Source organism: uncultured Sphingosinicella sp. (assembly GCF_963974575.1).
Lineage (GTDB): Bacteria > Pseudomonadota > Alphaproteobacteria > Sphingomonadales > Sphingomonadaceae > Sphingosinicella.
This window is the reverse complement of the sequence record NZ_CAXBBQ010000002.1, coordinates 456,386-482,517: the sequence shown is the minus strand read 5'-3', so window position 1 is coordinate 482,517 and position 26,132 is coordinate 456,386. Positions and strand designations below refer to the sequence as shown.

22 protein-coding genes are annotated in these 26,132 nt (G+C 64.4%); 11 read left to right on the top strand and 11 right to left on the bottom strand.

Features of this window, described 5'->3' with window-relative positions:
• Nucleotides 1-101 precede the first annotated feature (101 nt).
• The 3 genes from AAC014_RS05360 (at nt 102) to AAC014_RS05350 (ending at nt 2,652) form a co-directional block, all read left to right on the top strand.
• Entirely contained in the window at nt 102-866 is a 765-nt protein-coding gene (locus AAC014_RS05360; protein ID WP_339705133.1) for an SDR family oxidoreductase, read from the top strand.
• A gap of 61 nt (nt 867-927) precedes the next feature.
• Complete coding sequence (locus AAC014_RS05355; protein WP_339705130.1) at nt 928-1,632, top strand: GntR family transcriptional regulator; 705 nt, start codon at nt 928-930, stop codon at nt 1,630-1,632.
• Nucleotides 1,633-1,716: 84 nt separating this feature from the next.
• Nucleotides 1,717-2,652 (top strand): 3-keto-5-aminohexanoate cleavage protein, encoded by a 936-nt coding sequence (locus AAC014_RS05350; protein WP_339705127.1) that lies wholly within the window; start codon nt 1,717-1,719, stop codon nt 2,650-2,652.
• Between the two features lie 38 nt (nt 2,653-2,690).
• Here the strand turns inward: AAC014_RS05350 and AAC014_RS05345 are convergent, their stop codons facing one another.
• Together AAC014_RS05345 and AAC014_RS05340 are read right to left on the bottom strand one after the other, a co-directional pair.
• A complete protein-coding gene (locus AAC014_RS05345; RefSeq protein WP_339705357.1) occupies nt 2,691-3,719 on the bottom strand; it encodes a Gfo/Idh/MocA family oxidoreductase in 1,029 nt (342 codons plus the stop codon).
• 62 nt (nt 3,720-3,781) lie between these two features.
• Complete coding sequence (locus AAC014_RS05340; RefSeq protein ID WP_339705124.1) at nt 3,782-6,070, bottom strand: TonB-dependent receptor; 2,289 nt, start codon at nt 6,068-6,070, stop codon at nt 3,782-3,784.
• Between the two features lie 217 nt (nt 6,071-6,287).
• On the opposite strand from AAC014_RS05340, the gene AAC014_RS05335 reads away from it, so the two are divergent.
• Nucleotides 6,288-7,694, top strand: coding sequence for an APC family permease (locus AAC014_RS05335; RefSeq protein ID WP_339705121.1), 1,407 nt, complete (start codon nt 6,288-6,290; stop codon nt 7,692-7,694).
• On the opposite strand, the gene AAC014_RS05330 is transcribed toward AAC014_RS05335, so the two are convergent.
• The gene (locus tag AAC014_RS05330; RefSeq protein WP_339705118.1) at nt 7,600-9,006 is read right to left on the bottom strand and encodes a peptide MFS transporter; all 1,407 of its coding nucleotides are present in this window, start codon (nt 9,004-9,006) and stop codon (nt 7,600-7,602) included. The two genes, AAC014_RS05335 and AAC014_RS05330, sit on opposite strands and share 95 nt — an antisense overlap.
• Before the next feature lie 4 nt (nt 9,007-9,010).
• On the bottom strand, nt 9,011-10,066 hold the full coding sequence (locus tag AAC014_RS05325) for an AraC family transcriptional regulator (RefSeq protein ID WP_339705115.1): 1,056 nt from the start codon (nt 10,064-10,066) through the stop codon (nt 9,011-9,013).
• Between the two features lie 285 nt (nt 10,067-10,351).
• Between AAC014_RS05325 and AAC014_RS05320 the strand changes: the two genes are divergently transcribed.
• The 6 genes from AAC014_RS05320 (at nt 10,352) to AAC014_RS05295 (ending at nt 17,390) form a co-directional block, all read left to right on the top strand.
• Nucleotides 10,352-12,037, top strand: coding sequence for a gamma-glutamyltransferase (locus tag AAC014_RS05320; protein WP_339705112.1), 1,686 nt, complete (start codon nt 10,352-10,354; stop codon nt 12,035-12,037).
• 35 nt (nt 12,038-12,072) lie between these two features.
• Nucleotides 12,073-14,298, top strand: a complete 2,226-nt coding sequence (locus AAC014_RS05315) for a TonB-dependent receptor (protein WP_339705089.1) — start codon at nt 12,073-12,075, stop codon at nt 14,296-14,298.
• Nucleotides 14,299-14,363: 65 nt separating this feature from the next.
• Nucleotides 14,364-15,569 carry an aminotransferase class V-fold PLP-dependent enzyme gene (locus AAC014_RS05310; protein ID WP_339705086.1) on the top strand — a complete coding sequence of 402 codons (1,206 nt, stop codon included), beginning with the start codon at nt 14,364-14,366 and terminating at the stop codon, nt 15,567-15,569.
• Complete coding sequence (locus tag AAC014_RS05305) at nt 15,566-15,955, top strand: nuclear transport factor 2 family protein (RefSeq protein ID WP_339705083.1); 390 nt, start codon at nt 15,566-15,568, stop codon at nt 15,953-15,955. Before AAC014_RS05310 ends, AAC014_RS05305 begins: the two co-directional genes overlap by 4 nt.
• The gene (locus AAC014_RS05300) at nt 15,952-16,899 is read left to right on the top strand and encodes an alpha/beta hydrolase-fold protein (protein ID WP_339705080.1); all 948 of its coding nucleotides are present in this window, start codon (nt 15,952-15,954) and stop codon (nt 16,897-16,899) included. The genes AAC014_RS05305 and AAC014_RS05300 overlap by 4 nt, the downstream gene beginning before the upstream one ends.
• A 104-nt stretch (nt 16,900-17,003) precedes the next feature.
• On the top strand, nt 17,004-17,390 hold the full coding sequence (locus tag AAC014_RS05295) for a hypothetical protein (RefSeq protein WP_339705077.1): 387 nt from the start codon (nt 17,004-17,006) through the stop codon (nt 17,388-17,390).
• Nucleotides 17,391-17,394: 4 nt separating this feature from the next.
• Here the strand turns inward: AAC014_RS05295 and AAC014_RS05290 are convergent, their stop codons facing one another.
• Together AAC014_RS05290 and AAC014_RS05285 are read right to left on the bottom strand one after the other, a co-directional pair.
• Nucleotides 17,395-17,850 (bottom strand): MaoC family dehydratase, encoded by a 456-nt coding sequence (locus tag AAC014_RS05290; protein ID WP_339705074.1) that lies wholly within the window; start codon nt 17,848-17,850, stop codon nt 17,395-17,397.
• Nucleotides 17,851-17,861: 11 nt separating this feature from the next.
• Nucleotides 17,862-19,829: a serine hydrolase domain-containing protein gene (locus AAC014_RS05285; protein ID WP_339705071.1), complete on the bottom strand. Its 1,968-nt coding sequence runs from the start codon at nt 19,827-19,829 to the stop codon at nt 17,862-17,864.
• Between the two features lie 169 nt (nt 19,830-19,998).
• Between AAC014_RS05285 and AAC014_RS05280 the strand changes: the two genes are divergently transcribed.
• The gene (locus AAC014_RS05280) at nt 19,999-20,700 is read left to right on the top strand and encodes a TetR/AcrR family transcriptional regulator (protein ID WP_339705068.1); all 702 of its coding nucleotides are present in this window, start codon (nt 19,999-20,001) and stop codon (nt 20,698-20,700) included.
• 7 nt (nt 20,701-20,707) lie between these two features.
• On the opposite strand, the gene AAC014_RS05275 is transcribed toward AAC014_RS05280, so the two are convergent.
• The 5 genes from AAC014_RS05275 to AAC014_RS05255 all read right to left on the bottom strand — a co-directional run bounded on the left by AAC014_RS05275 (nt 20,708) and on the right by AAC014_RS05255 (nt 26,115).
• Nucleotides 20,708-22,816: a TonB-dependent receptor gene (locus AAC014_RS05275; protein ID WP_339705064.1), complete on the bottom strand. Its 2,109-nt coding sequence runs from the start codon at nt 22,814-22,816 to the stop codon at nt 20,708-20,710.
• 159 nt (nt 22,817-22,975) lie between these two features.
• Complete coding sequence (locus AAC014_RS05270) at nt 22,976-23,329, bottom strand: carboxymuconolactone decarboxylase family protein (RefSeq protein ID WP_339705061.1); 354 nt, start codon at nt 23,327-23,329, stop codon at nt 22,976-22,978.
• A 26-nt stretch (nt 23,330-23,355) separates the two neighbouring features.
• Nucleotides 23,356-24,612: a TolC family protein gene (locus AAC014_RS05265; protein WP_339705058.1), complete on the bottom strand. Its 1,257-nt coding sequence runs from the start codon at nt 24,610-24,612 to the stop codon at nt 23,356-23,358.
• On the bottom strand, nt 24,609-24,812 hold the full coding sequence (locus AAC014_RS05260; RefSeq protein ID WP_339705055.1) for a DUF2892 domain-containing protein: 204 nt from the start codon (nt 24,810-24,812) through the stop codon (nt 24,609-24,611). Before AAC014_RS05260 ends, AAC014_RS05265 begins: the two co-directional genes overlap by 4 nt.
• 16 nt (nt 24,813-24,828) lie before the next feature.
• The gene (locus AAC014_RS05255; protein ID WP_339705052.1) at nt 24,829-26,115 is read right to left on the bottom strand and encodes an FAD-dependent oxidoreductase; all 1,287 of its coding nucleotides are present in this window, start codon (nt 26,113-26,115) and stop codon (nt 24,829-24,831) included.
• Nucleotides 26,116-26,132: the final 17 nt, after the last annotated feature.

The window sequence follows — 26,132 nt, the reverse complement described above, 5'->3', positions numbered from 1 at the left end:
TGACTTGTGATATGATCTTTGATCAATAATATCTAGCGGGTCTTCTCTGCCCGCAGCGTATCGGTCGTGTGCCTGAACACCGCCGATTGATCGGGACACATATGACAGTTTTCAGTTCGAGACAGGTTCTGGTGACGGCAGGTGCGTCCGGCATCGGCCGCGCGATTGCGGAACGCTTCGCCGATGCCGGCGCGCATGTCCGCATCTGCGACGTTTCCGAAGCGGCGATCGCAGCGCTCGCCGAGGCGCGCCCGGATATTGCCGCAACGCACGCGGACGTATCCGACGAAGCCGACGTCGCCGCGATGTTCGACGTTGTCGGCCCGAAGCTCGACGTCCTGGTCAACAACGCGGGCATCGGCGGACCCCGAGGGCCGATCGAGGATATCGACGATGCGGAATGGGAGCGCACGCTCGCGGTGAATCTGACCGGAGCGATGCGTGTGACGCGCCGCGCCATACGCCTTATGAAGCCCGCGCGGCAGGGCACCATCGTCAACATTTCCACCGCTTCGGTGCGCACCGGCCTTCCGAACCGGACAGCCTATGTCGCCTCGAAGGAAGGGCTGATGGGTTTCACCGCCAACCTTGCCCGGGAACTCGGCCCGCACAACATCCGCTGCAACGCCATCCTCCCCGGCCTCATCGACAATCCGCGCGGCCGCGCGCTGGTGGCGCAAGCGGCAGAAGAGCAGGGCCGGACGGTCGCCGATGTCGAGGCGGAGATCCTGCGCTTCGTCTCGATGCGGTGCTGGATCGACCCGGCGGAGGTCGGCGACCTCGCGGTGTTCCTCGCCTCGCCCGCAGCGCGGCACATCACGGGGCAGTTCATCGGGGTTTGTGGCGGTGCGGAGTGGGAGGGCTGAGCGCAGCGATGGACAGCAGCAGCAGTGTCGTCCTAAAGAAAAACCGAAAGGGACATCGTCGATGACGACTGCCGCGCGCGCGACCCGGTTTGCTCCGGTGCATCGCAATACATTGAAGGATCAGAGCTATTCGGAGCTCCGTCGGGCACTCGTGACCGGTCGCTTCCAGCCTGGTGAGCACGTGACGGTGAAGCTGCTCGCCGAACAGCTCGGGTCCGGTATCATGCCCGTTCGCGAGGCGGTGCAGCGGCTGGTGGCCGAAGGCGCGCTGGTCAATCTGCCGAGTGGCCGCGTGTGTGTTCCGTCTCTGACGCGCGCGGAGTTCGACGAGATCATCGAGATCCGTATGCTCCTTGAACCGCACTGTTGCCGCAAGGCGGCCACTGCTATGACCGACGCGATCTTCGCCGAGATTTCGGAAGGGCAGGCGAGGCTTCGCGCAGCGGCGGCAGGCGAGAACCCGGAAGCGGCGTTGTGGGCCAATCACCAGTATCATTTCGGTATCTACCGCCAGGCGGGTTCGCGACAGATGCTCGCGCTTATCGAATCCGTGTGGCTGCGCTTCGGGCCCATGATGACGCACAGCCAGGCGGGCGGTGCGGGCGCGCAGGAATATATGGAAGCAGAGCTCAAGACGCAGGAAGAGTTGCTGGCCGCGCTGGCGGCGCACGACGGTGCGCGTTCGGCGAAGTTGATGGCCAGCATCATTCAGCGCACGGCGCGCTGGTATCACAAGTCCTACCCGTTCGCGGAGGATGATGAGTAATTTTGATCAAATATCATAGATCATAGTATTGACGTTCGCGATGGTTTGCGCCAACCCGGTGCGTGTCCTGCACAGGGGAAAATCATGCGTAAATCTCGAAAAACGATCATCACATGCGCCGTCACGGGCTCAATCCACACGCCGTCTATGTCGCCGTACTTGCCGATCACACCAGACGAGATCGCCGAACAATCGATTGCGGCGGTGGAAGCGGGCGCCGCGATTGTGCACCTGCACGCGCGCAATTCGTCTGATGGCCGTCCGACACCCGACCCAGACGTGTTCGCGGCCTTCCTCCCGCGCATCAAGCAGGCGACCGACGCCGTGCTCAATCTCACGACCGGCGGGGCGCCGGGGTTCACGATGGACGACCGCCTTGCAGCGCCGGTCCGCTTCCAGCCGGAGCTCACCTCGCTCAACATGGGCTCGATCAACTTCGGCGTGTTTGGCCTCGCGGAGCGCGAGCAGCCGTGGAAGCACGAATGGGAAAAGCCATTCCTGCAGGGCTCTCATGCCGCGCCGCAATCGAACACGTTTGCACAGATCGAGCGCGTGATCCGCGAGCTCCACGAAGGTTGCGGCACGCGCTTCGAATTCGAATGCTACGATGTGGGCCATCTCTACACGCTGGCGCACTATGCCGACAAAGGCCTGCTGAAGCCGCCCTACTTCGTGCAGTGCATCTTCGGTATTCTTGGCGGCATCGGCGCGGACATTGATCATCTCGCGCACATGCGAAACACGGCGGATCGTCTGTTCGGCGAGGATTACTATTTGTCCTGCTTCGCCGTTGGTCGCAACCAAATGCCTTTCGTGACGACATGCGCGTCGATGGGCGGCAACGTGCGCGTCGGTCTGGAAGACAGTCTCTACATCGGCAAGGGGGAGCTTGCGACGAGCAACGCGCAACAGGTCACGAAAGTACGATCGATCCTGGAGGAACTGGGGCTCGAGATCGCGACCCCCGCCGAAGCGCGGGAGATGCTCGCATTGAAGGGCGGCGACCGTGTCGCGTTCTGATCGGTGAAAAGGGGAGGGCGGGATTGGTCCCGCCCTTATCAGGTCTGCGACTCTATGGGGACGTTCCTGCCCGCGCTCGCGTAAATCGCTTCCAGAACGGCAAGAGCGGCGATCCCGGCATCGGCACCGGTTGTCGGCGGTACACCGCCCCGGAGTTCACCCGCAAAGGCGTCAATCTGCGCGCGGAAATGGTCGGGGGGCGGATCGCCGTCGAGCACGATCTGGCGCGTGCCCTCCGCATCCGACAGATACAATGCGTGCGCATAGTGGAATATGCGAAGCGCGCCGCGCGTGCCGTGGACATGGATGCTGCCCGGATAGGCCTGCCATGCGCCGCCCGGATGATAGCCGTCCGCGTCCCAGCTTGCTCCCAAGCTGAATTGGCCTTCAGCCGGTAGCTGTGTCGCCCAGGTGCCGTCTTGATAAAGCAAGTGCCCTGTCGCCCCGTTCGCAAGGCCGAGCACTGCATATTCGGTTTCCAGGGGATAGCCCGAACGATTGCCGCGTCCGCTTGCCCACGCGACGGGGCTATCCGCGAGCCAGGCGAATGCATCGATCAGGTGAACACCGTGATCGACGAGGCCCATGCCGGTGCCGCCGATCCCGCCTTCGGGATAGTGCCACGGCGGCAGCGCAGCGCGCGACGATGGCCCGTGCCCGCCGACGAAATCCTCACGGAGCAGGATCACGTTGCCGATCGCGCCTTCCGCGATCAAGTCGCGCGCCTGCTTCAGGGCAGGCAGATGGCGATAGCTCGCCCCGTAACTGAGCGGGACGCCGGCGTCTTCACAGAGTCTCCGCATCTCCTCGGCGTCCGCGCGGGTGGTCGCCATCGGTTTCTCGACGAGGATGGCATGGCCTGCAGCGGCAACATCGGCAACGATCCGGAGACGAGCTGCGGGCGGCGTAAGGATGCACACGATGTCGAGCGGTTCCGCCGCCAGCATGTCCCGGTGGTCGGTATAAGCGGCGGCGCCGCACGTCGCCGCCGCCTCTGCGACACGTTTCGGATCAGCGTCGCACAGTGCGGCAACCTCGACGGCGGCGGAACGCCGGTACGCCTCCAGATGGAGACGCCCGACGCCGCCGATGCCGACGAGGCCGACGCGTAAACGATCCTTGCGGAAGCTCAGAAGTTCACCCTTGCCTCGATGCCGATCGAACGCGGCGTGTTGATGTAAACGCGCGCCCGGCCTGGCGCTTCGACTGCCGCCGCGACGTTGTCCGAAAGGCTGGCGCGCTCGTCGGTGAGGTTCTTCACATAGGCCGCGATCTCGTAGTTGCCGAAGCGAACTCCGCCACGCACGTTCATGATCTCATAGCTCGGCCGGATGCGCGGAATGAGCGTACCGGTATCGGGATCGGTGTTCGCATTGTTGCCGCTCGTGCTCTTGCCGATGTAGCGATAGTCGCCGTAGACGAATCCGTCGATCGTATCGCTCAGTGGGAAATCATAGGACGCCGCGAAGCTGGCCGTATACTTCGCGATTTCCGGCACCCGGTCGCCCTTCGCGCGGCGCGTGGTGAGCACGGTTTCGGTGAATTTCGCGTCGGTGTAGCCGAATGCGGCATCAAGGCTCAGCCCTTCAACTGGGCGTAGCGTCGCTTCGATCTCGATGCCTTCGCTTTTCGCCTTGCCGGCATTCCCTCTAAAACCGAAGCCGCATTGCAGGCGCACCAGTTGCTGAATGCTGTTCCAGTCGATGCGGAAGGCCGTGGCGTTCAGCGTCAGCTTACGATCGAACGCGCGAGACTTCACGCCGGCTTCATAGCTCCACACACTGTCCGACTTGAACGATTGGACGCTTTCGTTCGACAGGCCGAGCGCGGCGAGTTCATCTAGGCAGCCGAACGAGGCGGGGATCAGCGCATTGACACCGCCCGGCCGGAAACCTTTGGCGGCGGTCGCGAAGATCTGGTTGTCGTCGGCGAATTTGTATTGAAGCGAGAACTTCGGCGTGACGCCGCTCTCGCTGCTGCTCTTCTCCGGCACCACCGTAAGGCCGCCGTTGGCGAGTCCGTCCGCTGTTTTCGACGAGGTCGTGCGAACATGAAATGCACGCAGGCCTGCGATGGCCGAAAGCTGCGGCACGATCTCGTAGGTGATCTCGGTGTAGGCCGCCTTTTCGACCTGCTTCACGGGATTTTCGGTAACGTAGGCGAGGTCGGTGCCCAGCGGGAAACCGTTTGCCGCCTCGAAGGCGGCGTCGAGGCCCGGAATGATGTTGGGCGGATAGGCGTATTTGCCTTTGTTGTGGGCGTAATAGAGGCCCGAGACGAATTCGAACGGTCCGCCGAATGAAGATGCGAAGCGGATTTCCTGGATGAAGTTGTCGCGGTTGTTGCGCACTTCCACCGTGGTCGGGATCGGGGGAATGCCGAAGGCAGCCGCGATGAAATCCGTCTGGTCGTCGATGTCGCGCGAGCGCCGATGGAAATAGGAGCTCGCCGACGTGAACGTGCCGAAATCACGCTGCAGCTTGATATCGAAGGAGGCGAGCAGCCATTTGTCGCGCGAAGCTTCGGGCACGTCGAACTGCCGGCGCTGGATCAGCGACGTTGGTTCCAGAACCACCGGCCCCGAGCCCGGAAGCGTGAGGTCCGTGAACGGATAGCCGTTCATCTGCGTCTCCTGATAGAGCACGCGCGGCGTCAGGCTGAGATCTTCGGTGGGCTTGAACAGCATCGCAATCGAGGCGCCGTTCGTTCGGGTCCGCGCGACGTTGTCGACCGTCGTCGTCGCACCTTCCGGCCCGAACTCGCGCTTCATGAAGCCCGCGTCATACTGGTGGATGCCGACCATCCTGACGGCGACCTTGTCCTGCACGAGCGGCAGGTTGATCATGGCGTCGAACTGGTAGCTCGGCCGGTCCGCGCCGTGCGTGTCCGCGATGCCCGCATGAACGCGCCCCGACATCTCGCCCGCATCCGGCTGCGTGGTCACGAGCCGTACCGTGCCGCCCATCGATCGGCCGCCGTAAAGCGTGCCTTGCGGCCCGCGCAGCACCTCGATGCGCGACACGTCTACAACGCGGGGGTCGAGCGATTCAGGCACCGGCGTTTCATCGATGTAGAAGCCTGTGGTGTTGCGGTCGCCGATGCCGCGAATGGCGATCGTGCGGGAGTTGGTCGTTCCCTCTCCCGATGTGCCGAACGTGAGGTTGGGCACGGAGGTTGCATAGTCCGCGAAGGTCGTAGCGGCCTGACGCTGCAAGTTTTCGGCGGTCATCACGTGGATGCTCATGGGCACGTTTTGAAGCGTTTCGCTGCGACGTGTCGCGGTCACGATGATCTCGTCGGTGACGACGGTTTCGGCGGCGTACGCGGCCGTTGGCGCGATCGCCTGTGAGACCGGAAGCAGGCTCGCGGCCCCCATCAGCAGACGGCTCGCGATGCGTGTATATCCCTGATTTCCCATTCTACCCCCCTTGTTGGCGTTATGCGCTGGATTGCATAATACTGATCTTTGATCAAAGATAAAGATGCAACCGATTCGTGCGGCATGGCGAAACGGGAAAATGAGGTTGCCGATCGGCACGCGCTGTTGGCGCTGGCCAGAGGATAGGCAATAGGGTGTTCAGGGGGACTTCGGATGCAAGGGTGGGAGATGGCAGGGACGGCCGCGGAAACACGGCATGGCTGAGGGACAGCGGCTTGCGGGCCGGATCGGACGCTTTCAGCTTTTCGCGCTCGGCTTCGGTTCGATCATCGGCTCGGCGTGGGTGGTGATCCTGAACCGCTGGTTCGCCGAAGCAGGCCCGATTGGGGCCGTGTTCGGCTTTGTGGCGGGCGGCATCGCCGTGGTCTGTATCGGCGCTTGCTATGCCGAGCTCACGGCGCGCGTACCGAAGACAGGCGGGGATTTCACGTTCGCGCTGGCGGCGTTCGGACCCAGACTTGCGTTTTTCGTCGGGTGGTTCACCGCGCTCGGGTGGATTTCGGTCACGGTGTTCGAAGGGCTCGCTGTCGCGTGGGTGGTCGAGCTGCTGCTGCCGGGTCTCGACGACGTTGTGCTCTACACGCTGTTCGACGCGCCGGTGACGCGCAATCAGCTCCTGATCGGCACGACCGGCGCACTCTTGATGACGATCGTCAATTATCTGGGCGGCGCCGCGTCGGCACGGTTTCAGGGGCTGCTTACCTATGGCTTCCTTGCTGTCGCGCTGGCGCTCCTTTTCGCGATGGCGGGCACAGGCGATCCTGCGCTGCTGTGGCCTGCCTTTCCTGAAATGCCCGGCGGTGCGCCGTGGTGGCACGGCAGCCTTGCGATCTTCGCGAGCTGCGCGTTCCTGCTCAACGGTTTCCAGACGATCGCACAGGCGGTCGAGGAACGCGCCAGCGGGATTTCGCTTCGCACGATCGCGCGCGTGATGATCGCCTCGATCGTGGCGGCGGCGCTGTTCTACTGTCTCGCTGTAACGGCGGCGGCGATGATGAAACCGTGGTCCGAACTCGCCGGTGCGGATCTCGCGATGGTCGAGGCGGTGCGCGGCCTTCCGATGGGCGACACGCTTGCGCGCATCCTGCTCGTGATCCTGCTCGCCTCGCTGCTCAAGACCTGGAACGGTGTCTACTTCGCCGGAACGCGGATTCTCTATGGCCTTGCCGGGCGGGGGTTCCTGCCCCGTGGATTGACCCGCCTGCATCCGCATTTCGGCTCGCCCTACCGGATCGTCCTCATCATCGGGGCGGTCAACGTGGCCGGGTTGCTGCTCGGGCGCGGGGCCGTGGGGATGCTCGTCGATACCAGCGCGACGAGCATCGTGATCTGCTTTGTGCTGTGCTGCGCGGCGGTTTTCGTGCTCAGGCGGAAGCAGGCGCAGGTGCCCGAATTCGTGGTGCCGGGCGGCCATGTCGTGATCGGCTTCGCCTTCCTTGCGGCGCTCACCATGGCGGCCTCCGCGCTCGTGACGCCACTGCTGCGCAGTGCGTTTCCGGTGGAATATCTCATCCTTGGCGGATGGGCAGGTCTTGGCGCGTTGACGCTGGCACTTCGGTGGAAAGCGTACGACGACACACGGCCCCGATCGCAAGAACCATGATACCCGCCAGCAGGCCGATCCCCGCGTGCATCAGCCAGAACGCGGACGCATCCAGCCTGTCCAGCCAGCCGCCGATCCAGCCGGTGGTGCCGTTCGCCAGAAACAGGTGGAGGTAATAGATGCCCATCATCGTCGAAACGATCGCGGGCGGAGAAACGCGCGCATAGAGGGCGAGCGAGACGGGATAGATGTGCGCGAACGCCGTGCTGCCGAGCACGTGGAACACCACGAGCGTCGCAAGGCCGACCTTGGAGCCTTCCGCGTCCGCCATCCAGGATGCGCCGGCGAGCAGCACATAGGCGGCGACGGAAAACAGGCAGCCGATCGCGATCCGGGTGATTTCCGTGGGCGCGATGCCGATTGCCGCCATCCGCCTCCAGAACCACATCACGCCGAGCAGGCAGGCGATCGACGCCAGCATGTCGATCGTGACCAGCCACGTCGTCGGCATCCGCGTGCCAAACACGTTGAGCGCCGCCGACGTATCCGACCAGATGAGATACGCGTTGAACATCTGCTGATTGCCGATCGCAGCGACCGCGAGCACCGGAATCAGGGCGAGCAGAGCGAACGTGGCTTTCCATTCGTCGGCCGAGAGTGACCATCGTTCCGCTTGGCGCGTGCGCGCCTTTGGCGAAGGGTCTGTCGGCAAATGGCGTCGCCCGGCGAGATACACGCCGAGACCGATAGCCATCCCCACGCCTGCGGCCGCGAAACCATATCGCCACCCGAGCGTCTCGCCGAGCGTTCCTGCGACGAGCGGCGCCGCGATGACGCCGGCATTCACGGCGAGCGTGTAGATCTGGTAAGCATCGGCGCGGCGGGCATCGTCCATGCCGTAGAGCGCGTTGATCTGCGCGGCGAGGTTCCCCTTGAAGCAGCCGATCCCGAACACGAGCAGAAACAGCGCCGGAAGAAACGCCGCTTCGCTCATCATCAGAAAATGCCCGGTGATCATCAGGATGCTGCCCGCAATGACCGTGGATGTGCGCCCGAGAAAACGATCCGCCAGAAAGCCACCGAGGATCGGTGTCAGGTAGATGAAGCTGCCATAGATACCGAAGATCGCCGAGGCGAGGGCCGTCGTCTGCATCGGGCCGAACAGCGCTTCGAGCGCGCCGCGCATGGTCGCAAAACCTGCCACGCTTTCGATGTGGCCGGGCTGGAGGAGCGTATCGACGAGATACAGAACCAGCAGCGTCTGCATACCGTACTGGGCGAAGCGCTCCCACGCTTCGGTAATCGCGATATAGCCGAGCGCGCGCGGATGGCCGAAGAAACCGGCCGTGCCGCCGGGAGGCGCCAGCTTCAAAGTCTCACGGCTGCGGTTGGAAATATTTCGGCGGGCGGCCATGGAATTGGCGGAACGCACGACTGAAGCTGGTCTGGTCCGCGTAGCCCACTTTTTCCGCGACGTCGGCAATGGATTCGCCGCTCTCCAGAAGTTCGCGCGCGTGCGACATGCGCCGATCCACGCAGTATTTAAGGACGGTGGTTCCGAACCGGCTCCGGAAACCGCTCGTCAGCTTGCGGCGATTGAGCCCGGCCATGCGGCTGAGCACCGAGAGGGTCGGCGGGTTCGCGAAATTCCGGTCCATGATATCGCGCGCATCGTCCAGCCGTGTCTGGTCGCGCCGGGAGAGCGGGACATCCTGCCGGTCATGGATGCCATCGTTGATGAAGGCGATGGCGAGGCAGAGCAGCTCCACCGTTTTTGCTTCCAGAAAGGCACGGCGCAGCGAGCCTGTGAACTTGCAGGTCCGCACGGCGTGCGCTGCATCCGACATCGCTGGCGTCAGCGGGTGGTTCACCTGCGCGTGCCGCGCCTGCCAACGGCGGAAGGCGTGAGCGGCCTGCTGCAGATCTCCCTCTTCCTCCTCGAGCAGGCGTTCCGCCGCCTCCCAGCCGAAAAAGGGCGTAACCGTGCGCCAGGGCTCCGAGAGCAACATGCGGCTGCGCCTTTCATGGCCCGTGGGTGCAGACGACACGGAAAAGCCTGGCCGATGCACGAGCAGCGCCTCGTCCGTTCCGGCATCTTCAAACGAGCGGCCTTCGAAGCGGAACTGGATGAAGCTCAGGTTCTCGAAAACGAAATCGTAATCGAACTCGCGGTCGTAGGTGACATCGGAGGTGACGAGGCCGAGATCGTTCGCGAAGAACAGGATTTCCTGTTCTCCCTGCATCGGCATCCCTTCGGAATAGGCAAGCGCGATGCGTTCGCACGCGGCTTCGAACGGTACGAGGTCGGTGCCCCGGGTCTGTGCAACGGCATCGACGAGCGCGCTTTTGCTGAAGCAGCGGAAATGCTCTGGGCTGTCGGCCTTCCGGTAGAATGGCCTTTCCCCGCCGGGCGGCATCACTGTTTGCTGCATGTTCGCGCCCCCGTGCCGGTGTGTTCGGTCACCTGTTCTGATGCGGATACTATAATGCATGATCGTGCATGGCGAGCCCTCCCGATACCGTCGGGACGGAGCCGCAGGTCACTGCGCCTCCCATGTATGCGGCTGAAATTTCGGTGATTTTTCTGCGTTTCAGGCGGTAGGTTCCGCATTGTCAAAAAGTAGTAACGATAGGTCATTCCGGTTGGGCGGCGTGTCGATAGCCTTCCTGTGTGTCGGGTGGTGGATGAAATCCATGGCCCGTGTGGTGCAGGGGGAATGGATTTGGTTCAGATCGGACGGCGCGGTCTTCTGGCTTCAGCTGCCGCTGCGGGGCTTGTGCTGCCGCGTGCCGCGCAGGGTTCCGGCGCGCGTGTTGCCGCAAGCGGCGGGGAGGCGGATATGTCCAGCGGCGCCTTCGGCAGGAAGACGCCGGCGCGGGGCCGCAATGGCCTTGCGATCACGGGGCATCCCTGGGCCACGGAGGTTGCCGTGGGGATTCTGCGCGAGGGCGGCAACGCCTGCGATGCCCTGCTCGCGGCGGCGGCGGCACAGACCGTGATCGAACCGCATCTGACCACCATCACCGGCTGCATGTCGATGATGTACCACGATGCCGCCACCGGCCGGACCCGTTACCTCAACGGCAACGTCAACGCGCCGCGCAGCCTCGCCCCCGTTCTGACTGAGGCGGATACGGCGACGGGTCGCATGGCGTGTGTGCCGGGCTTCTGGGCGGCGTTCGAGGCGGCGGCGTCCACGTTCGGAACGATGCCCGTTGCGCGCCTGTTGAAACCGGCAATCGGTTTCGCGCGAGACGGCATTGCCTGCCACCCCTCGCTCTGGGGGGAGGTGTATAGCCGCCAGGCCATGCTCGCGCGCACCGCTGAAGGGCGCTCGATCTTCATGCCGCGCCGGGCGATCCTCAATCCCGGTGAAAAGCTCGTTCAACCCGGCGCGGCCGAAACACTGCAGCGGCTCGGTGAAGAGGGCAGCCGATGGTTTTACACCGGCGGTTTCGCGAAGGATTTCTGCGCGACCGTCAATGCGGCGGGCGGTGCTCTCACGCCCGAGGAGTTCGCCGCATATCAGGTGCGCTGGGAAGATCCGGTCAAGGGGCAATACCGCGATCTCGAAATCCTCGGATCGGTGCCGCCGGACACGGGCGGGCTGCATCTCATCGAGATGCTCAACCTGGTCGAGCTGATGGATATTCGCAAGCATGGCCCGGCGAGCGAATCTCCTGAGACATTGAAGCGCATGATGCTCGCTGCGCGCGACGTGCTTGTCACAGGCATGACATATCGCGATCCGCGATCGTCTCCCCTCGATGTCGAACGCATTGCCTCGAAGGCCTATGCGGCGGAACGTTATGCGAAGATTCTGAAGGGTGCCGCGCCCGCGCCGCGCGCCGCGCCGCACGGTCCCGGGAGCTGTCACCTCACCGTTATCGACCGCGCCGGCAACATCGCGACCGCGCTGCATTCCACGTTGTCGCTGCCCTGGGCGAATGGGCTGTTCGTGCACGGCGTCAGCATCTGCGGCCCCGGCAATCATTTCCTGAACACGATGCCAAAGCCGGGCGACCGCGTCACCGTGCTCATCTGCCCGAGCATGATGTTCCGCGGCGGGCGACCCTTTCTCGCGGGCGGCTCGCCGAGCACGAGCCTCGTCTGCAACCTTGTTCAGAACATCACGAACATCGTCGATTTCGGTATGCCGCTTGCGGAGAGTATTGAGCGCCCGTCGTTCGGCGGCCTTGTCGACGCCCAGTATCGCATGACGGTCGAAACCGATCTCGGCGACTCTCTGATCGGCGCGGCCGAAGCGGCCGGGATTCTGGTCGAGCGCGTCAACCCGTGGAGTTCGCGGCACGGCGCGTTCGAAGCCATTCACATCTCGGAGAACGGAGAAGCCTTCGCCTGCGGTGATCCGCGACGAACCTCGGCCGCGCTTGCAGCATAAGACGAATTCAACTTGAACCCAAAAAGGGGGAAACCATGATCCACAACAGAAAATTCCGGCAGGCGCTTTTCGCCGGGGCATTGCCTGCGATAGCCATGGCGGCATTCTGCAGCCCGGCTCTCGCGGCGGAGAACGAAGCCGTCGTTGCGCTTCCAGAAATCATCGTCACGGCGCGCAAGCAGCAGGAATCTCTTCAGAACGTGCCGATCTCCGTAACGGCTTTTGATTCAGAATCGATCGAACTGCACAATTTCAACAATGTGCAGGACATGTCCTACAGCATCCCCAACCTCAACTTCAGCCGTCTGACGACGCTCAGCACCTCGATCAGCATTCGCGGCATCAACTCGGCCGACAATGCCCCCGGTTTCGAAACGGGCGTCGCGGTCATTCTCGATGATGTCTACATCGGCCGCGCGGCCGGATTCACGACGAACCTCATCGATATCGAACGCGTCGAGGTGCTGCGCGGACCGCAAGGCACGCTGCAGGGACGCAACGTCACGGCGGGCTCGATCAATATCGTCACCGAGCGCCCCTCCGACGACTTCAAGGTCAAGGGCAAGATCAGCTACGGAAACTACGATGAGCTGACCGCGATGGGGGTCGTCAGCGGTCCGATCGTACCGGGCAAGCTCGCTGGAAAGATCGGCATCGCCCGGATCAGGAATGATGGCTACGGCCGGAATGTCTCGCTCGACAAGCCGCTCGACAGCACGGACGCGTGGTCGTTCCGCGGCCAGCTCGCGTTCAGCCCGACCGACGACCTCACCATTCTGCTGACGGGCGACTACGACGACTACGACAACCACGATTCTCACGGCTACTACGGCCCGCCGGACATCGTGAAGCTGACGCCGGACATCACCTCTCGCGAGATGTTCGGAGATGTCTGGAATAACGGCTTCCGCAAAGTCGGCGGCGGCGCGCTCAACATCTATTATACATTCCCGAACGAGATGACACTCGCATCGATCACCAGCGCGCGTGCCTATAACGTTTCGGCGATCCAGGAGGCCGATCCCGACCTTAACTGGGGGCCGTCGGGCGCGGGAACCTTCGTGGCGACGGCGCGCAACGACCAGAAGCAGAACCAGTTCTCTCAGGAAGTGCGCCTGGCGTCGCCCTCGGGCGGAAATTTCACCTGGCTCACCGGGCTCTATTATTACCGGGATACACTGAAGAACTATCAGAACTTCCTGTTCGGCGTGAACACCGGAAGCGTGATCGCAGGCGCAAGCACGATCGACGATTCCCGCTCGACGACGAAGAGCTACGCGGCCTTCGGTTCGGCGACCAATCACTTCAGCGATCGTTTCAGCGTAACGGGCGGCCTTCGCTACACGATCAACAAGCGGGGCATCCGCGTTCTGGAAGCACTCGGTATCGATGGCACCGACCCCGTTTTCGGCGATTATGTCGATATGCTGACGCAGGATGATCCGGCACCGACGGAATTCGGTGCGCTGGTCGATCTCGGCACGACGCGTAACAAGGTCACCGACAAGGCGCTGACCGGCGACCTGACCTTCACGGTCGACTGGACGGACGATGTTTCGACGTTCGCGAAATACGCGCATGGCTTCAAGGGCGGCGGCTTCAATGCCAGTTTCAATTCCGGCTTTTCTGGCGGAAGCGTGAAGCCCGAATATATCGACTCCTTCGAGCTCGGCCTTCGGAGCATGTTGTTCGATCGCAAGCTGCGCTTCAATCTCACCAACTTCTACATGAAGGTGAAAGATCAGCAGACGCTGATCTACGACTCCGCGGCATTCCGCTATGTCACGGCAAACGAGCCGGGCGTCCGCACCTATGGTTTCGAGCTTGATGCTGCGGCGGTGCTGACGCCGGAGCTCACCTGGTCGCTTGGCGTCGGCTACATCAATTCGGAAATCACCGGCGGCGCGAACAAGGGCCTGCGCCCGGCCTACACTTCGCCGTGGAGCATCAACACGAGCCTGTCCTTCGATCAGCCGGTCACCGAAGCGCTGAACGTGTTTGCCTTCGGCGAAGCGAGCTGGCGGGATAGTTATGCGCTGCTCGCAGGGTCACCCGATGCTTCGCGGCAGGGCGCGTACTGGTGGCTTGGCGGCAAGGTGGGCGTGAAGGCCGCCGACGGCAGCTGGTCGCTCAGCCTTTATGGCAGAAACCTCACGAACGAGACCGTCGCGTCCTACGCGACGAACGTGCCCGGCCTCTTCACTGTCGCGTTCCTGCAGCCGCCGCGTACCTACGGCGTCGAGCTATCGTTCAACTTCTAGTCGCACCCGCGCTCCGGAGATGTCTTTGCGTCGCCGGAGCGCGGTGTCCACACAAGGCCCGTTTCATGTCTGATCGCATTTCCCTGGCGTCGGAAGGTCTCTCCGCCGATGCCGTCAGCCAGCGGCTTCGCAGCTTCGCACTGCAGGACGCCGATGCGGTACGGGACATCGGATTCGCCCGGCGCTTTTTCGCGGCGCCGGACGTCTCGGCGATCGCCGCGGAGGCGTATGGCATGTTCGCTCATGCCGGCCGCGTCTCCTCCTATCCCGGCCTGCCGCAGCCGCCGGGCATAAGGCAGATGCAAACTGAATTGCAGCAATGGACGCTCGAACTGCTGGAAGCGCCGGAGGGTACGACGGCGAGGCTCACCTCGGGCGGCACCGAAAGTGTGATCCTTGCCCTCCGCGCCTACCTGCAGAACACGGAACCGGCCGATAGCGTGCCAGAGATCGTGGCCGCATGGTCCGCGCATCCGTGCATCGACAAGGCGGCGGCGCTTCTGGGGGCGCGGCTCATTCGTGTTCCCGTGGGGCCGGATCACTGCGCCGACCTCGCGGCCATGGCCGCGGCGATCACGCCTGCGACACGGATGCTGTATGTTTCGTTTCCGTCCTATGCCTATGGGCTTGAGGATGATGTCGCCGCCTTTGGCGCGCTCGCGCGGGAACGTGGTCTCTGGCTTCACGTCGATGCCTGCATGTCCGGCTTTCTCGCGCCGTTCCAGCGCATGAACGGAGAGGCGATTCCGCCCTGCGGCTTGAACGTGCCCGGCGTCTCGTCGATGTCCGCCGATTTCCACAAGCACGGTTACGCCGCAAAAGGCGCGTCAGTGCTTCTGCTTGCTGATGAGTCCGCGCAAGCGATCGATTTCGTCTATTCGGATCACCCGCTGCCGACGATGGCGACGGAAACGCTCGCCGGAACCGCGCCGGGCGCGCCGTTCGCATCGGCATGGGCGGTCACGCGCTATCTGGGTATCGACGGCTATCGCAGGCTCGCGCACGATCTTTCCGCCGCGCGCCGCGCCTTCGTCGATGCGATTAACGCCGTGCCGGGTTTCGCCGTTCTTGGTGATCCGCTGTTCAGCCTCGTCGTGGTCACGTCGCCGTGCCATGATATGAAGATCGTGCATCAGCGCATGGCCGGGCGCGGCTGGTTCACGCTCGCGGTGACGGAGCCGCCGGGGCTTCATCTCAACATCGGCGCTGGTGACGTCGCGCTCGCTGGGCGGTTTGCGGCTGATCTCAAGGCGGCGGGAGAAATGGTGTGAGTGAAGATGCGATCCGCGGCGTGGTGGAGGCCTATTACCACGCGATGGTGGCGGGCGATGAAACGGCGCTCCGCCAGGTCTTCGATCCCGAGGCGCGCTTTCAGGGTTGGCGCGACGGCAGCGAGGTCCGCCGCGATCTCGATGCCTTCGTCTCGATGCTGCAAACGCCCTACGACGGGGAGCCGCGCGAGGAGTGGCGGATCGATCTCCTCGATCGTACCGGCCCGGTTGCGATCGTCCGCGTCGTCGACTGGTTCCGGGGACGGTACTATACCGACTATCTGACGCTCACGGAGCGGAATGGCGCGTGGACCATCGTCAACAAGGGGTTCTACGCACACGATGCCGACGCGAAAGGCATCGATGATCTGGGGAGCGGCGCATGATCCGGGCGTCTCTGATGGCCATCCTGCTGCTGGCCTCGACCCCAGCCGTAGCATCGGACCCTTCGCGTAGCGCGCTCGCTGCGGCGGCCACGACATTCGACATGTCGTCCCGCGATAGCGGTGCGGACCACCGCATCCATGTATTCATCCCGCCCGAAACGCTTCCGGATGCGCGCCTCCCTGTCGTCTATCTTCTCGATGCGGACGGGCATTTTCCACTGTTCACCGAGATGGTCCGGGTCCTGATCGACGCGGGGGACATCCCGCCCGTCGCGGTGGTGGGGATCGGCTATCCTGTGCAGAGCATGGCTGACACGATCACGCTGCGTCTGCGCGACTACACCCCTGCCGGCGATGCTCCGCACGCCGCCCTCGTTCGCAAGATCGTGGGCGAGGGGCCGGAGATCAGGGACGGCGGCGCCGATGCCTTCCTGCGTTTCATCGAGACTGATCTGAAGCCGCGCATCGCGCAGCGCTATCCCGTGGACAATACGAATGCCGCGCTCGTCGGCCATTCGCTCGGCGGGCTCTTCGGTCTGCACGTCCTGCTCTCGCATCCCGAAAGTTTCCGCTACTACGGTCTCTCCAGCCCGGCGATCTTGTGGTCGGACGGTTACCTCCTCACGCGCGAGGGGGATTGGGCGAAGCAGCACCGCGATCTTCGCGCGACGCTCTTTCTCGGTGTCGGAGGCAAGGAACGAACGCTTGCCCATGTGCTCGCGCTCCCGCCCGAACTGAAGGCCGCGGAAACGGAGATCGTCGCGCGCTTCGGCAATCCGGACCCGGTGGCGCAGCTCGCCGATTTCGAAACCCGACTGCGCGGCCGCGCCTATCCGGGGCTGCGCTATCCGGGCCTCAAGATCTTCGATGGCGAAAGTCACGGCGGGGTCGTCGTTCCTGCGTTCAATGCCGAGCTCCTGATGTTCTTCGGAAAGTCCCAATAATGGCGTAAAATGCGGGGCTACCATCATCGTGCGGATTTACGTGTTCCGTGCCCACGCGGGGCTGTGTATAGCGCTTCGCGGTATTGGGGCAGGAGTGGAAGCTCATGGTGAAACCGGCGGCCGAAGTGATGCGGGAAGCCATCGTTGCAGCGGTGATCGACGGCGTCTCCGCGCTGCGCACGGCGTCCGGCGGCGTGCCCAACACGCTGCTTCGCGACCTTAACGCCATTCACCCGAACACTACCTTCGATGATCTTCCGCAGGCGCTGCAGGCATCGATCCTTGCGAGCGTGCGCGCGGCGTTCACGCGCCTTCAGAAGGAAGGCTACACGGTTCTGAACCCGGACCTTGCACCGCCGCCGCGTCGTCCGCAGCCGACGCAGCCCTCGGGTCCACGCGGCCCCGGCGGCCCGCGGGGTGGGGCGCGTCCGAACCCGTCTCGGCCGGGCCAGCCGCGCCGCCCGAGGCCGCCCGGCAAGCCTGCACGTTAGCGCGTCACGACCGCACGATCATTGCAAGCCATTCGGCCACGAGCGCAGGCTTCGCCTCGCCCTCGATCTCGACCTCCACGTCGATCGTGAGCAGGAACTTACCGTCGCCGCGATCCTGGAAGTCACGCAAGCTCATATGCGCGCGGATGCGCTTTCCCACCGGCACTGGCGTGATCAGCCGCATGTGGTTGAAGCCGTAGTTCAGCGCATACCACGCGCCGCCTTCGCTCTCGCCGAAGGCATCGATGAAGCCGATGTCGTGCGACATCGTGATCAGCATCGATGTGGTCCAGAACCCCGCCGCCACGGTCCCGTCGAACGGCGTGTTCGCCTGTGCCCATGCGGGGTCGAGATGCATTGGATCATTGTCGAGCGTGGACGCGGAAAACTGCGTGATCAGCGCCTGCTCCACATCGAACCAGCGCGAGGTGCCGAGCGGTTTTCCGATCTTCGATTTCATGTCCATTCCCATTACGGCAGGTTCCAGCCGACAAGATTGAGTGAGGCGAGGAAGGCGAGAATGCCTGCCGCCGCGATGGCGATGAGGCTGAAATGCACGCGGCGGAAAACGGCGCGGCGGCCTTCGCCCCACCAGCCGCGCAGCCACGCGGTGATCGCGGCGGCGATCGTCAGCACGGCGACGACCGCGCCGAGGTTGCCCACGATCGCAAGGGCGATGAAGCGCCCCGGCCGCGCTTCGAGCACATGGTACATGATGCCGTCATCCGCCCCGTAGAAGCCGAGCAGCACCAGCGGCAGCGCGATGACCGTGCCGAGTTGCAACAGCGGCAGCCAGCGCGCGAGACGTTCGGCGCGCCTGCTCCCCGGCCAGAACGGGCAGAGGATGCCGGTAAACGTGATGAGGAGCAGCACCGGCAGCATCATGCCGAGGGTGCGCGGGTTCCACGTGTCGCTGCACCGCTCCCACGCGTCCACCGACAACAGCGGCACCATGCCGGTCGCCTTGTCATTGCTGGCTGTGAAGGCGAACAGCGCCGACGTGTTCGGGTCGCCGAGCGCTTGCGGCGCGGCATCCGGATTGAAGAACACGCCGGGCGCCACCTGCCGATAGCCGGGCAGGCCGCGAATGGTGAGCGTGCCGTCGGCGCCTGCCGCCGCCGTGATGACCGCATAACCCGCGCCCAGAAAGTCGAACGCGGCCTCTACCGTGCTGTAGGACCGGCGCTGGCGGCAATAGGTGCCCGCGAAATCGCTTACGGGTCGCGTCACCGGGGCTTTCACCGGCCGGTAGGCGCCGAGGAAGCGCGTCAGCGCGGCCTCGCGCACGAAAGCGGAATTCAGCACCGGCTCGACCGGATTCGCCGGGTCCGCCGCAAGCCGCGTCTTGCCGACCAGCGCGCGGAGCTGTTCGGTCAAATCGACCACCGGCCCTTCGCCGACGATCGAGGCGAACACGCCGATGCCGCGCTCGGGCACCAGCACCATCACGGTCTGGAAACCCGGCCAGCCGCCGCCATGCTCCACGACATGCGCGCCGTTCCACTTGCCTTCGATGAACACCATGCCGAAGCCGGTCGTCGCCGGGTGGTTGGCGACGTGCCGCGTCTGCATCCGCCGGAAGCCTTCAGGCGACAGGATCGAGGGCTTGCCGTTCGCGCCCTCGATCTGCGCGATCATGAAGCGCGCCATGTCGAGGCCGGTTGTGCTGACGCCACCCGCAGGCGTGATGAACGGGTTCATCGGCACGAACCCGATCGCCTGCCGCTCACCGTTCGGGAACGTCGCATAAGGCAGCGCATGTGCGGGGGAGGGCGTGAGCGCGAGGTTGAGATACGAGCGCTCCATGCCGAGCGGCGCGAAGATATGCTCTTTGAAATAGCGATCGATCGGCTGGCCGGAGACGTCCTCGACGATAAGGCCGAGCACGGCGGTGCCGAAGTTTGAATAAACCGACCACGTGCCGGGCGCGCGCACCAGCTTCGGCATCGCGCGGGCGATCACGTCCGCGCTCACGGGATGCGCGATGGCGCGGTCCGTGCCGAGTCCGAACGCCTTGTCCTCGAAACCGCCGCGGTGCGTCAGCAGGTGCCAGATGGTGATCGGGCGGCCCTTCCAGTCGGGCAGCTGCACGCGCTTCAGGTAACGGTTGGCGGGGTCGTCGAGCGAGCGGATCAGGCCCTTTTCGTGAAGCTGAGCAATCGCCGTCGCGGTGATCACCTTGGTGGTGGAGCCGATGCGGACCTCGGTCGCTGCCGGGTCCATCGCGCGGCCGGTGACCGGGTCGGCAAGGCCGTATCCCTTCGCGAATGTCACCGCGCCGTCTTCCACGACGACAATCTCGGCGCCCGTGAAGCGGTGTGTCTTCAGCGCGGGCTGGAACAGCGCATCGGCCCAGGCTTCAACAGGTTGGGCCGGCGCCGCGACAGCGGGTGTGGCCAAAAGCGCTACAAGACAGGCGAGCCATTTCAGAATGCGCATCGGCACTGGATCCCCACCATGGAGTTTCGATGAATTTATATTCAATGAGTAAATATTCATAGCACTCGTGCTGTCAATCGAAATCGGCCCCGCTTCGACTTGCGAGGAAATTCATTGAATTCATGTTCAGCCTAGTCTAGCTGATCGGCGGACAGCTGGGGAGACGACCATGGACAGGCCCAAGAAAGCGCCGGTGCGCAAGGCCGCGCTGACCCGCAAGGAGCAAGCGGTCGAAACGCGCGCGCGTCTGAAGGAAGCGACGGTCCGCGTGCTGGGCCGCATTGGCTACCGGCAGATGCGGATCGCGGACGTCACGCGCGAAGCGGGCGTCGCGGTCGGGCTGTTCTATCATTATTTCCCCGATCTGAAGGCCGTGACGAGCGAGGTGCTCTCCGACTACATGGCCGAGATGACCGCGAAGGCGCGCAAGGTGACCCCAAGCGACGATCTCTTCGAAACGCTGCGCGAGCAATACAAGATCCTGATCGGCCATTTCGAGGAGCAGCCGGGGCTGATGCGCTGCATGTTGCAGGCCTCCGAAGAGATTCCCGAATTCGGCGAGATCTGGAAGGCCTCGAACCGCCAGTGGACGCACAGTTTCGCGCGCCGCCTCTCCGAAGCGCTTGGCCCCGAGAGGCTCGATCGCAAGACGAGCCTGCTCATGGCCTATTGCCTCGGCTCGATGTCGGACGGCGTCGTCCACGAATATTACGTGCAGCAGAACCCCGATCTCGCGGAATGCGTGGAGTCGCGCGATCAACTCGCCGAGGCGCTGGCGACGCTCACCTACCGCGCCGTCTTCCTCGCCAACCCGCCGCGCGAAAAATTGGGCGCGGCGACTGCTATCGCCGTCGCGCCCACAGGTCAGTAGGGAGAGGTTAGAACCGCTTGCTCGCGCTGATCCCGAACGTGCGCGGGCGATTGACGTTGATGCGCTGGTCGCCGAGCGTGGTGTCGACGAAAAGCTCGGCGCGCTTGTCGAACAGGTTGTTCACGAACAGGCTGATGTCGAGGTCGCCGGTCTCGACGCCGATCTTCGCGTTCGCAAGCTCGTAGCTGTGCTGAAGGTCGGGCGCGGGAACGTCGCTCGGGAAGCCGTTGTAGCTGCCGCCGACATGCTGGACGTTCGCCTGCATGTAGCCCGAAAGCGCGTCCGACAGCGGGAAGCTGTAGCGGCCGAAGATGTCGTAGCTCCACTTCGGCACCGCCGGAATGCGGTCGCCTTTGAGGCCCGCGCCGCCCGCGCTGTCCGCCGCGAGATAGGCATCGGTGTAGGCAAGCGTCGCGCCGAGTTCGAGGCCGGCAACCGGGCGCAGCGTCAGCTCCGCTTCGGCGCCCTTGCTCTTCGCCTTGTCGCCGTTCGTCACGTACGAAAAGCCGTCCGGGCGCGTCACCGTCACCTGAATGTCGGTCCAGTCGATGTAGAACAGCGCGGCGTTGAACGTCGCCTTGCCGCCAAGGAAGTCGGACTTCACGCCCACCTCGTAGTTCCACAGCGAATCCGAATCGAACGTCGCGGGCGCCGACACGCCGCCGAGCGGCGGGATGGTCGTGTTCGGGCCGCCGACGCGGAAGCCTTGCGCGGCCTGCGCGTAGACGAGGATGTCGGGCGTCGCCTTGTACGAGATGTTGATCTTCGGGTTGATCTTGCTCTCGCTCGATCCGCCCGAATCAGAAGAGAAGCCGCCGGCGATGATGCCGTCCGAAACCTTGCTGAAACGCTCCTTCACCTTGAAGGCGCGCAGGCCGCCGGTGATCTTCAGCGCCTCGGTCACGTTGACGCTGAGTTCGCCGAACGCGGCGTACTGCTTCGTTACGTTGTTGATGTCGCTGTCGAGAAGCGGTGTCGTCGTCGGGATGCCGAACAGGCCGCCATGCCACGCGAGCTGGTAGAGCGAATTCTTGCGGCGTGAATAATAGAGGCCCGCGATCCATTCGACCGTTCCGCCGCCCGGCGAGGCGAGGCGGATTTCCTGCACGAAGTTCCTGTCCGGCACGACATTGTTCAGCCACACCGGAACCGGCACGCCGAGGAAGGCGGTGACGTCGCGGTTGTCGTTGATCTTGCGGTCGAGATAGCTCGTCGTCGAGACGAGATCCGCCCAGCCGAAATCATTGTGGAGCACGAGGCTGTAGACGGTGAGATCGTCGCTGCGCCGTTCGGCGACGGCCCGTCGCTGCGTGAGTTCGGGGAGTGTCGGATCGATCTCCTGCGTGCCGCCGTAGTCGGAACGCTGGAGGAGGATGCTCGCCGTCGCGTCGAACGTCTCGCTCGGCGCCATCTTCAGCGAGACGCGCGCGCCCCAGGTTTCGGCGTCGTTGACGTTGCTCTTGCCGAGCTGCGTGTTGTCCACGAAGCCGCCTTCGTTGCGATAGTAGAACACCGTGCGCATCGCGACCTTGTCGGTGGCGAGCGGCACGTTGATCATGCCGTTGAGCGCAACGCTCTCGTCGCCGTGACGCGTGGTGGAAAGCGATCCGCTGACCGACGCCTCGATGCGGTCGAGCTTCGGCTTCGCCGTGATCATGCGAATGGTGCCGCCCATCGATCCCGCGCCGTAGAGCGTGCCCTGCGGGCCGCGCAGAACCTCGATGCGCTCGATGTCGTAAAGGCGGAGGTCGGGCTCGTTGTTCGGGAAGCTGACCGGCGTCTCGTCGATATAGATGCCGACCGGCGACTGGTGGTTCTGGTCGACGCCCGTGGAAACGCCGCGCAGCGTGATCTTGTTGCGGCCCGATCCGCGATCCACGAACGACAGGCCGGGTACGCTGCGCGCATAATCGGTGAAGCCGTCGAAGCCGCGCTTCTCGATCTGCTCGGCGGTGAGCGCCGAAATGCTGAGCGGCACGTCCTGCAGCGGCTGCGCGCGCTTTTGCGCGGTCACCACGATCTCGTCCGCCGGCACGACCTCATCGGCCATCGCTGCATACGGCGCCATCAGCGCCAGCGCGCTGCTCGCCAGCCACAAACGGGCAAATCCCTTCATGAGTATCCCCTTTTTATAATGTTGAATTTAAACTCATTGAGTTTATATTCAACGAAGAGGCACGAGTCAACGCCGCTTTGCGCAGGGAAAAGCGGCGTTGCCCGATATCCAGGGGTGTTAAGGGGAGGGCGACGCGGGGCCGCCCTTAGAGGATGCGCCTTATTCGGCGGCTTTCGCTGCGAACTGGTCGTAGGCTTCCACGGCCTGCGCTGCATACATCAGGCTGGGGCCGGCGCCCATGTAGAGCGCCATGCCCATCGTCTCCATCACTTCGTCGCGCGTCGCGCCCTGGCGGACGGCGGCCTGCGCGTGGAAGGCGACGCAGCCGTCGCAGCGGATCGCGACCGCGATCCCGAGTGCGATGAGTTCCTTGGTCTTGGTATCGAGCGCGCCCGCATCGGTCGCGGCCTTCGCCATTGCCGAAAACGCCTTCATCACTTCGGGGCTGCCGAGCCGCACCTCCCTGATCGCGCCCGAAAGCTCGGTCGCCATCTCCGGCCAGTCCTTGTGCATCCTTGTGTCTCCTGTGCTGTCGAGTTTCAGTTGCCGCCGATGAGCGCGAGCAGGCGATACGCTGCGACGATCCTGTCGGTGCGCGCGCCGACCGCGGCGGCGCCCGCGCCCAGCGCTTCGCGTTCGGCATCGAGCAGGTCGAGTTGCGGTTTCATGCCGACGCGAACCTCGTGCCGAACGCTCGAAAGCGCCCGTTCGGCGGCCTCTGCCTGGTCCTCGGCGGCGCTTTCCACGAGGCGCGCGGTGCGTACCTCCTGAAACGCCGCAATCACGGCCTCCTCGATCTGCATTTCCGCCCCGCGCTTCCGCGCTTCGGCGGCGCGCACTTCGCTCGTCGCTTCGGAAATCTTTGCGGACACGCGCCCGCCGCTGAACAGCTCCCAGCGTGCGCGGACGCCGACCGTGGCGCTGTCCGCGCGGTAATCGGGGAAGAACTGGTCCCGCACGGTACCCGCTTCTGCAAAGGCGCCGACTGTGGGCAGGCGCTGCGCGCGTGCCCCGCGGGCTGCAGCTTCCGCCGCGCGAAGCCCCGCCTCGGCCTGTGCCAGCATCGGGCTGCGCGCCTTGGCGGCGTCCATCGCCTCGTCGAGCGTCGCGGGGAGTGGCGGATTGCCGGGCAGCGGCTCCAGCCCCGCGGCATCGAGACCGGTGAGATTTCGGAAGCGTGCCGCCGCCGAAACCGTCATGCCGTCTGCCCGGGCAAGCCCTGCGCGCGCTTCGGCGAGCCGTGCGGCGGCCTGCGAAACATCGGTGCTGGGGCTCTCGCCCGCCTTGAAGCGCAGTTTCGCCTGCCGCTCGATTTCGGTCGTCTCGTCGACGAGACGGGCGTGCAGCGCCGCCAGCCGCTCGGCGGCAAGCACGTCGCCATAAGCGCGCGCAACATTCGCGACGATGCGGCTCCGCGTGCTCTCGCGCCCCGCTTCGCTCGCCGCAAGCCCCGCCTTCGCACCGGCGATCCCGGCGCTGACGCGCCCTCCGGTAAAGAGCGGCTGCTCGATCGTCGCCTGCGCGGCGCGGGAGCGCACGTTTTCGGAGCCGAGCCCGAAGAAGTCCTTCGGATCGAGCCGGCCGAAACCATAGGTGCCGCTGATCGCCGCCGTGGGCAGGCGTTCGGCCTCGGCCTGATCGAGCCGCGCCTTCGCCGCGCCCGCCTCGGCATCCGCGGCGGCAATGTCGGGCGCGTGGCGAAGCGCGGCAGTGATCGCCTCATCCAGCGTCACGGCCGCGGCGGGCAGGGGAAGGGCTGCCAGCGCGAGCGCCAGCAAACCCTGCGCGGGCTTCATTTGAACGCGGTGCCCGGCTGGACACCCAGCGCCTTGAAGACCATCGCTGCCGGGCAGAAGCCGGTGAATGCCGCCTGGATCATGTTGAGCCCGGCGAACGCCGAGAGCGCGATCCACCACGGATGCACGGTCAGCGACAGCGCGATCCCAAGCAACACGACAAAGCCTGCGAACATGAGTACGGCACGATCGAGAGTCATCACGTCACTCCTTCTATCAGCGCGGCAGCCGCAGTTTGCGGATGCCCATCACATGCAGCGCGAGCTTTTCGTAAAAGGGCTCGCTCTCTCCCTTCCTGACCTTGCGCAGGAAGTATTTCTCGAAGCCGATCTTCGCGAGATGCACCCATTTGCCGCTCGCTGACCAGTTGACGTTGCGCGGCGGGATCTGCGGCTGCGCGACGAACGCCACGCCGCCGTCGCCGAAGTCGGCAAGGCATACGGCATTCCACGTCGCCTCGGCGGTCGGTTCCTCTCCACTCAGGATCGCGGCGAGGTTTTCGGCGATCGCCGTCACCATCGATTCGATCATGAACCCGGTCTTGGGAACACCCACGGGAACCGGCGTCGGCCCGGTCGGCGGAATCGCGACGCAGACGCCGAGCGCGAAAATCTCGGGGAAGGCGGGGTTGCGCTGATGCTTGTCGACGAGGATGAAACCGCGCGGGTTCGTGAGCCCCTCGATGCCGCTGACGGCGGCAACGCCGCGAAAAGCCGGCAGCATCATCGAATAGCCGAAGGGCAGGGCGTGCGTCTTGAGCACGGCGCCGCCGTCGGCGATCTCCTCAACATGCACCATACCGGGTTCAACCTTGGCAACGCGCGCGCTCGTGATCCATTTGATGTGGCGTTCGCGCAGCGTGCTTTCGAGCAGCGACTTGGTGTCGCCGACGCCGTCGAGACCGAGGTGGCCGATATAGGGCTCGGCGGTCACGAAGGTCATTGGCACGCGGTCGCGAATCTTGCGGCGGCGAAGCTCGGTGTCGAGGATCAGGGCGAACTCGTAGGCGGGGCCGTAGCAGGAGGCGCCCTGCACTGCGCCGACGACGATCGGGCCAGGGTTCTCGACGAAGCGGTCGAAGGCATCCGCAGCGGCGGAGGCGTGCGCTGTCTGGCAGATCGATACCGTGTGGCCGGCGTGCGGGCCGAATCCTTCGATCTCGTCGAAGGCAAGGTCGGGGCCGGTTGCAATTACAAGATAATCGTAAGTGATGCTTTCCCCATCGTTGAGCTCGATCCGCTTTTCGGCGGCGTGGACGCGCTTTGCGCCAACGGCGGTGAATCCGATCTTCTTGCGCGCGAAAATGGGCGGCAGGTGGACCTGGATGGCTTCGGGTTCGCGCCACCGCACGGCGACCCAGGGATTTGAAGGAATGAAGGAATAGTGCTCGCTATCGGAGATCGTCATGACCTCCGCGCGGCCCTTCACGGCTGCCTGTATCTCGTAGGCGGCAATGGTGCCGCCGAGCCCTGCGCCGAGGACCACGATTCGCGGTCTGCTCATGCCATCCTCCTCACCGT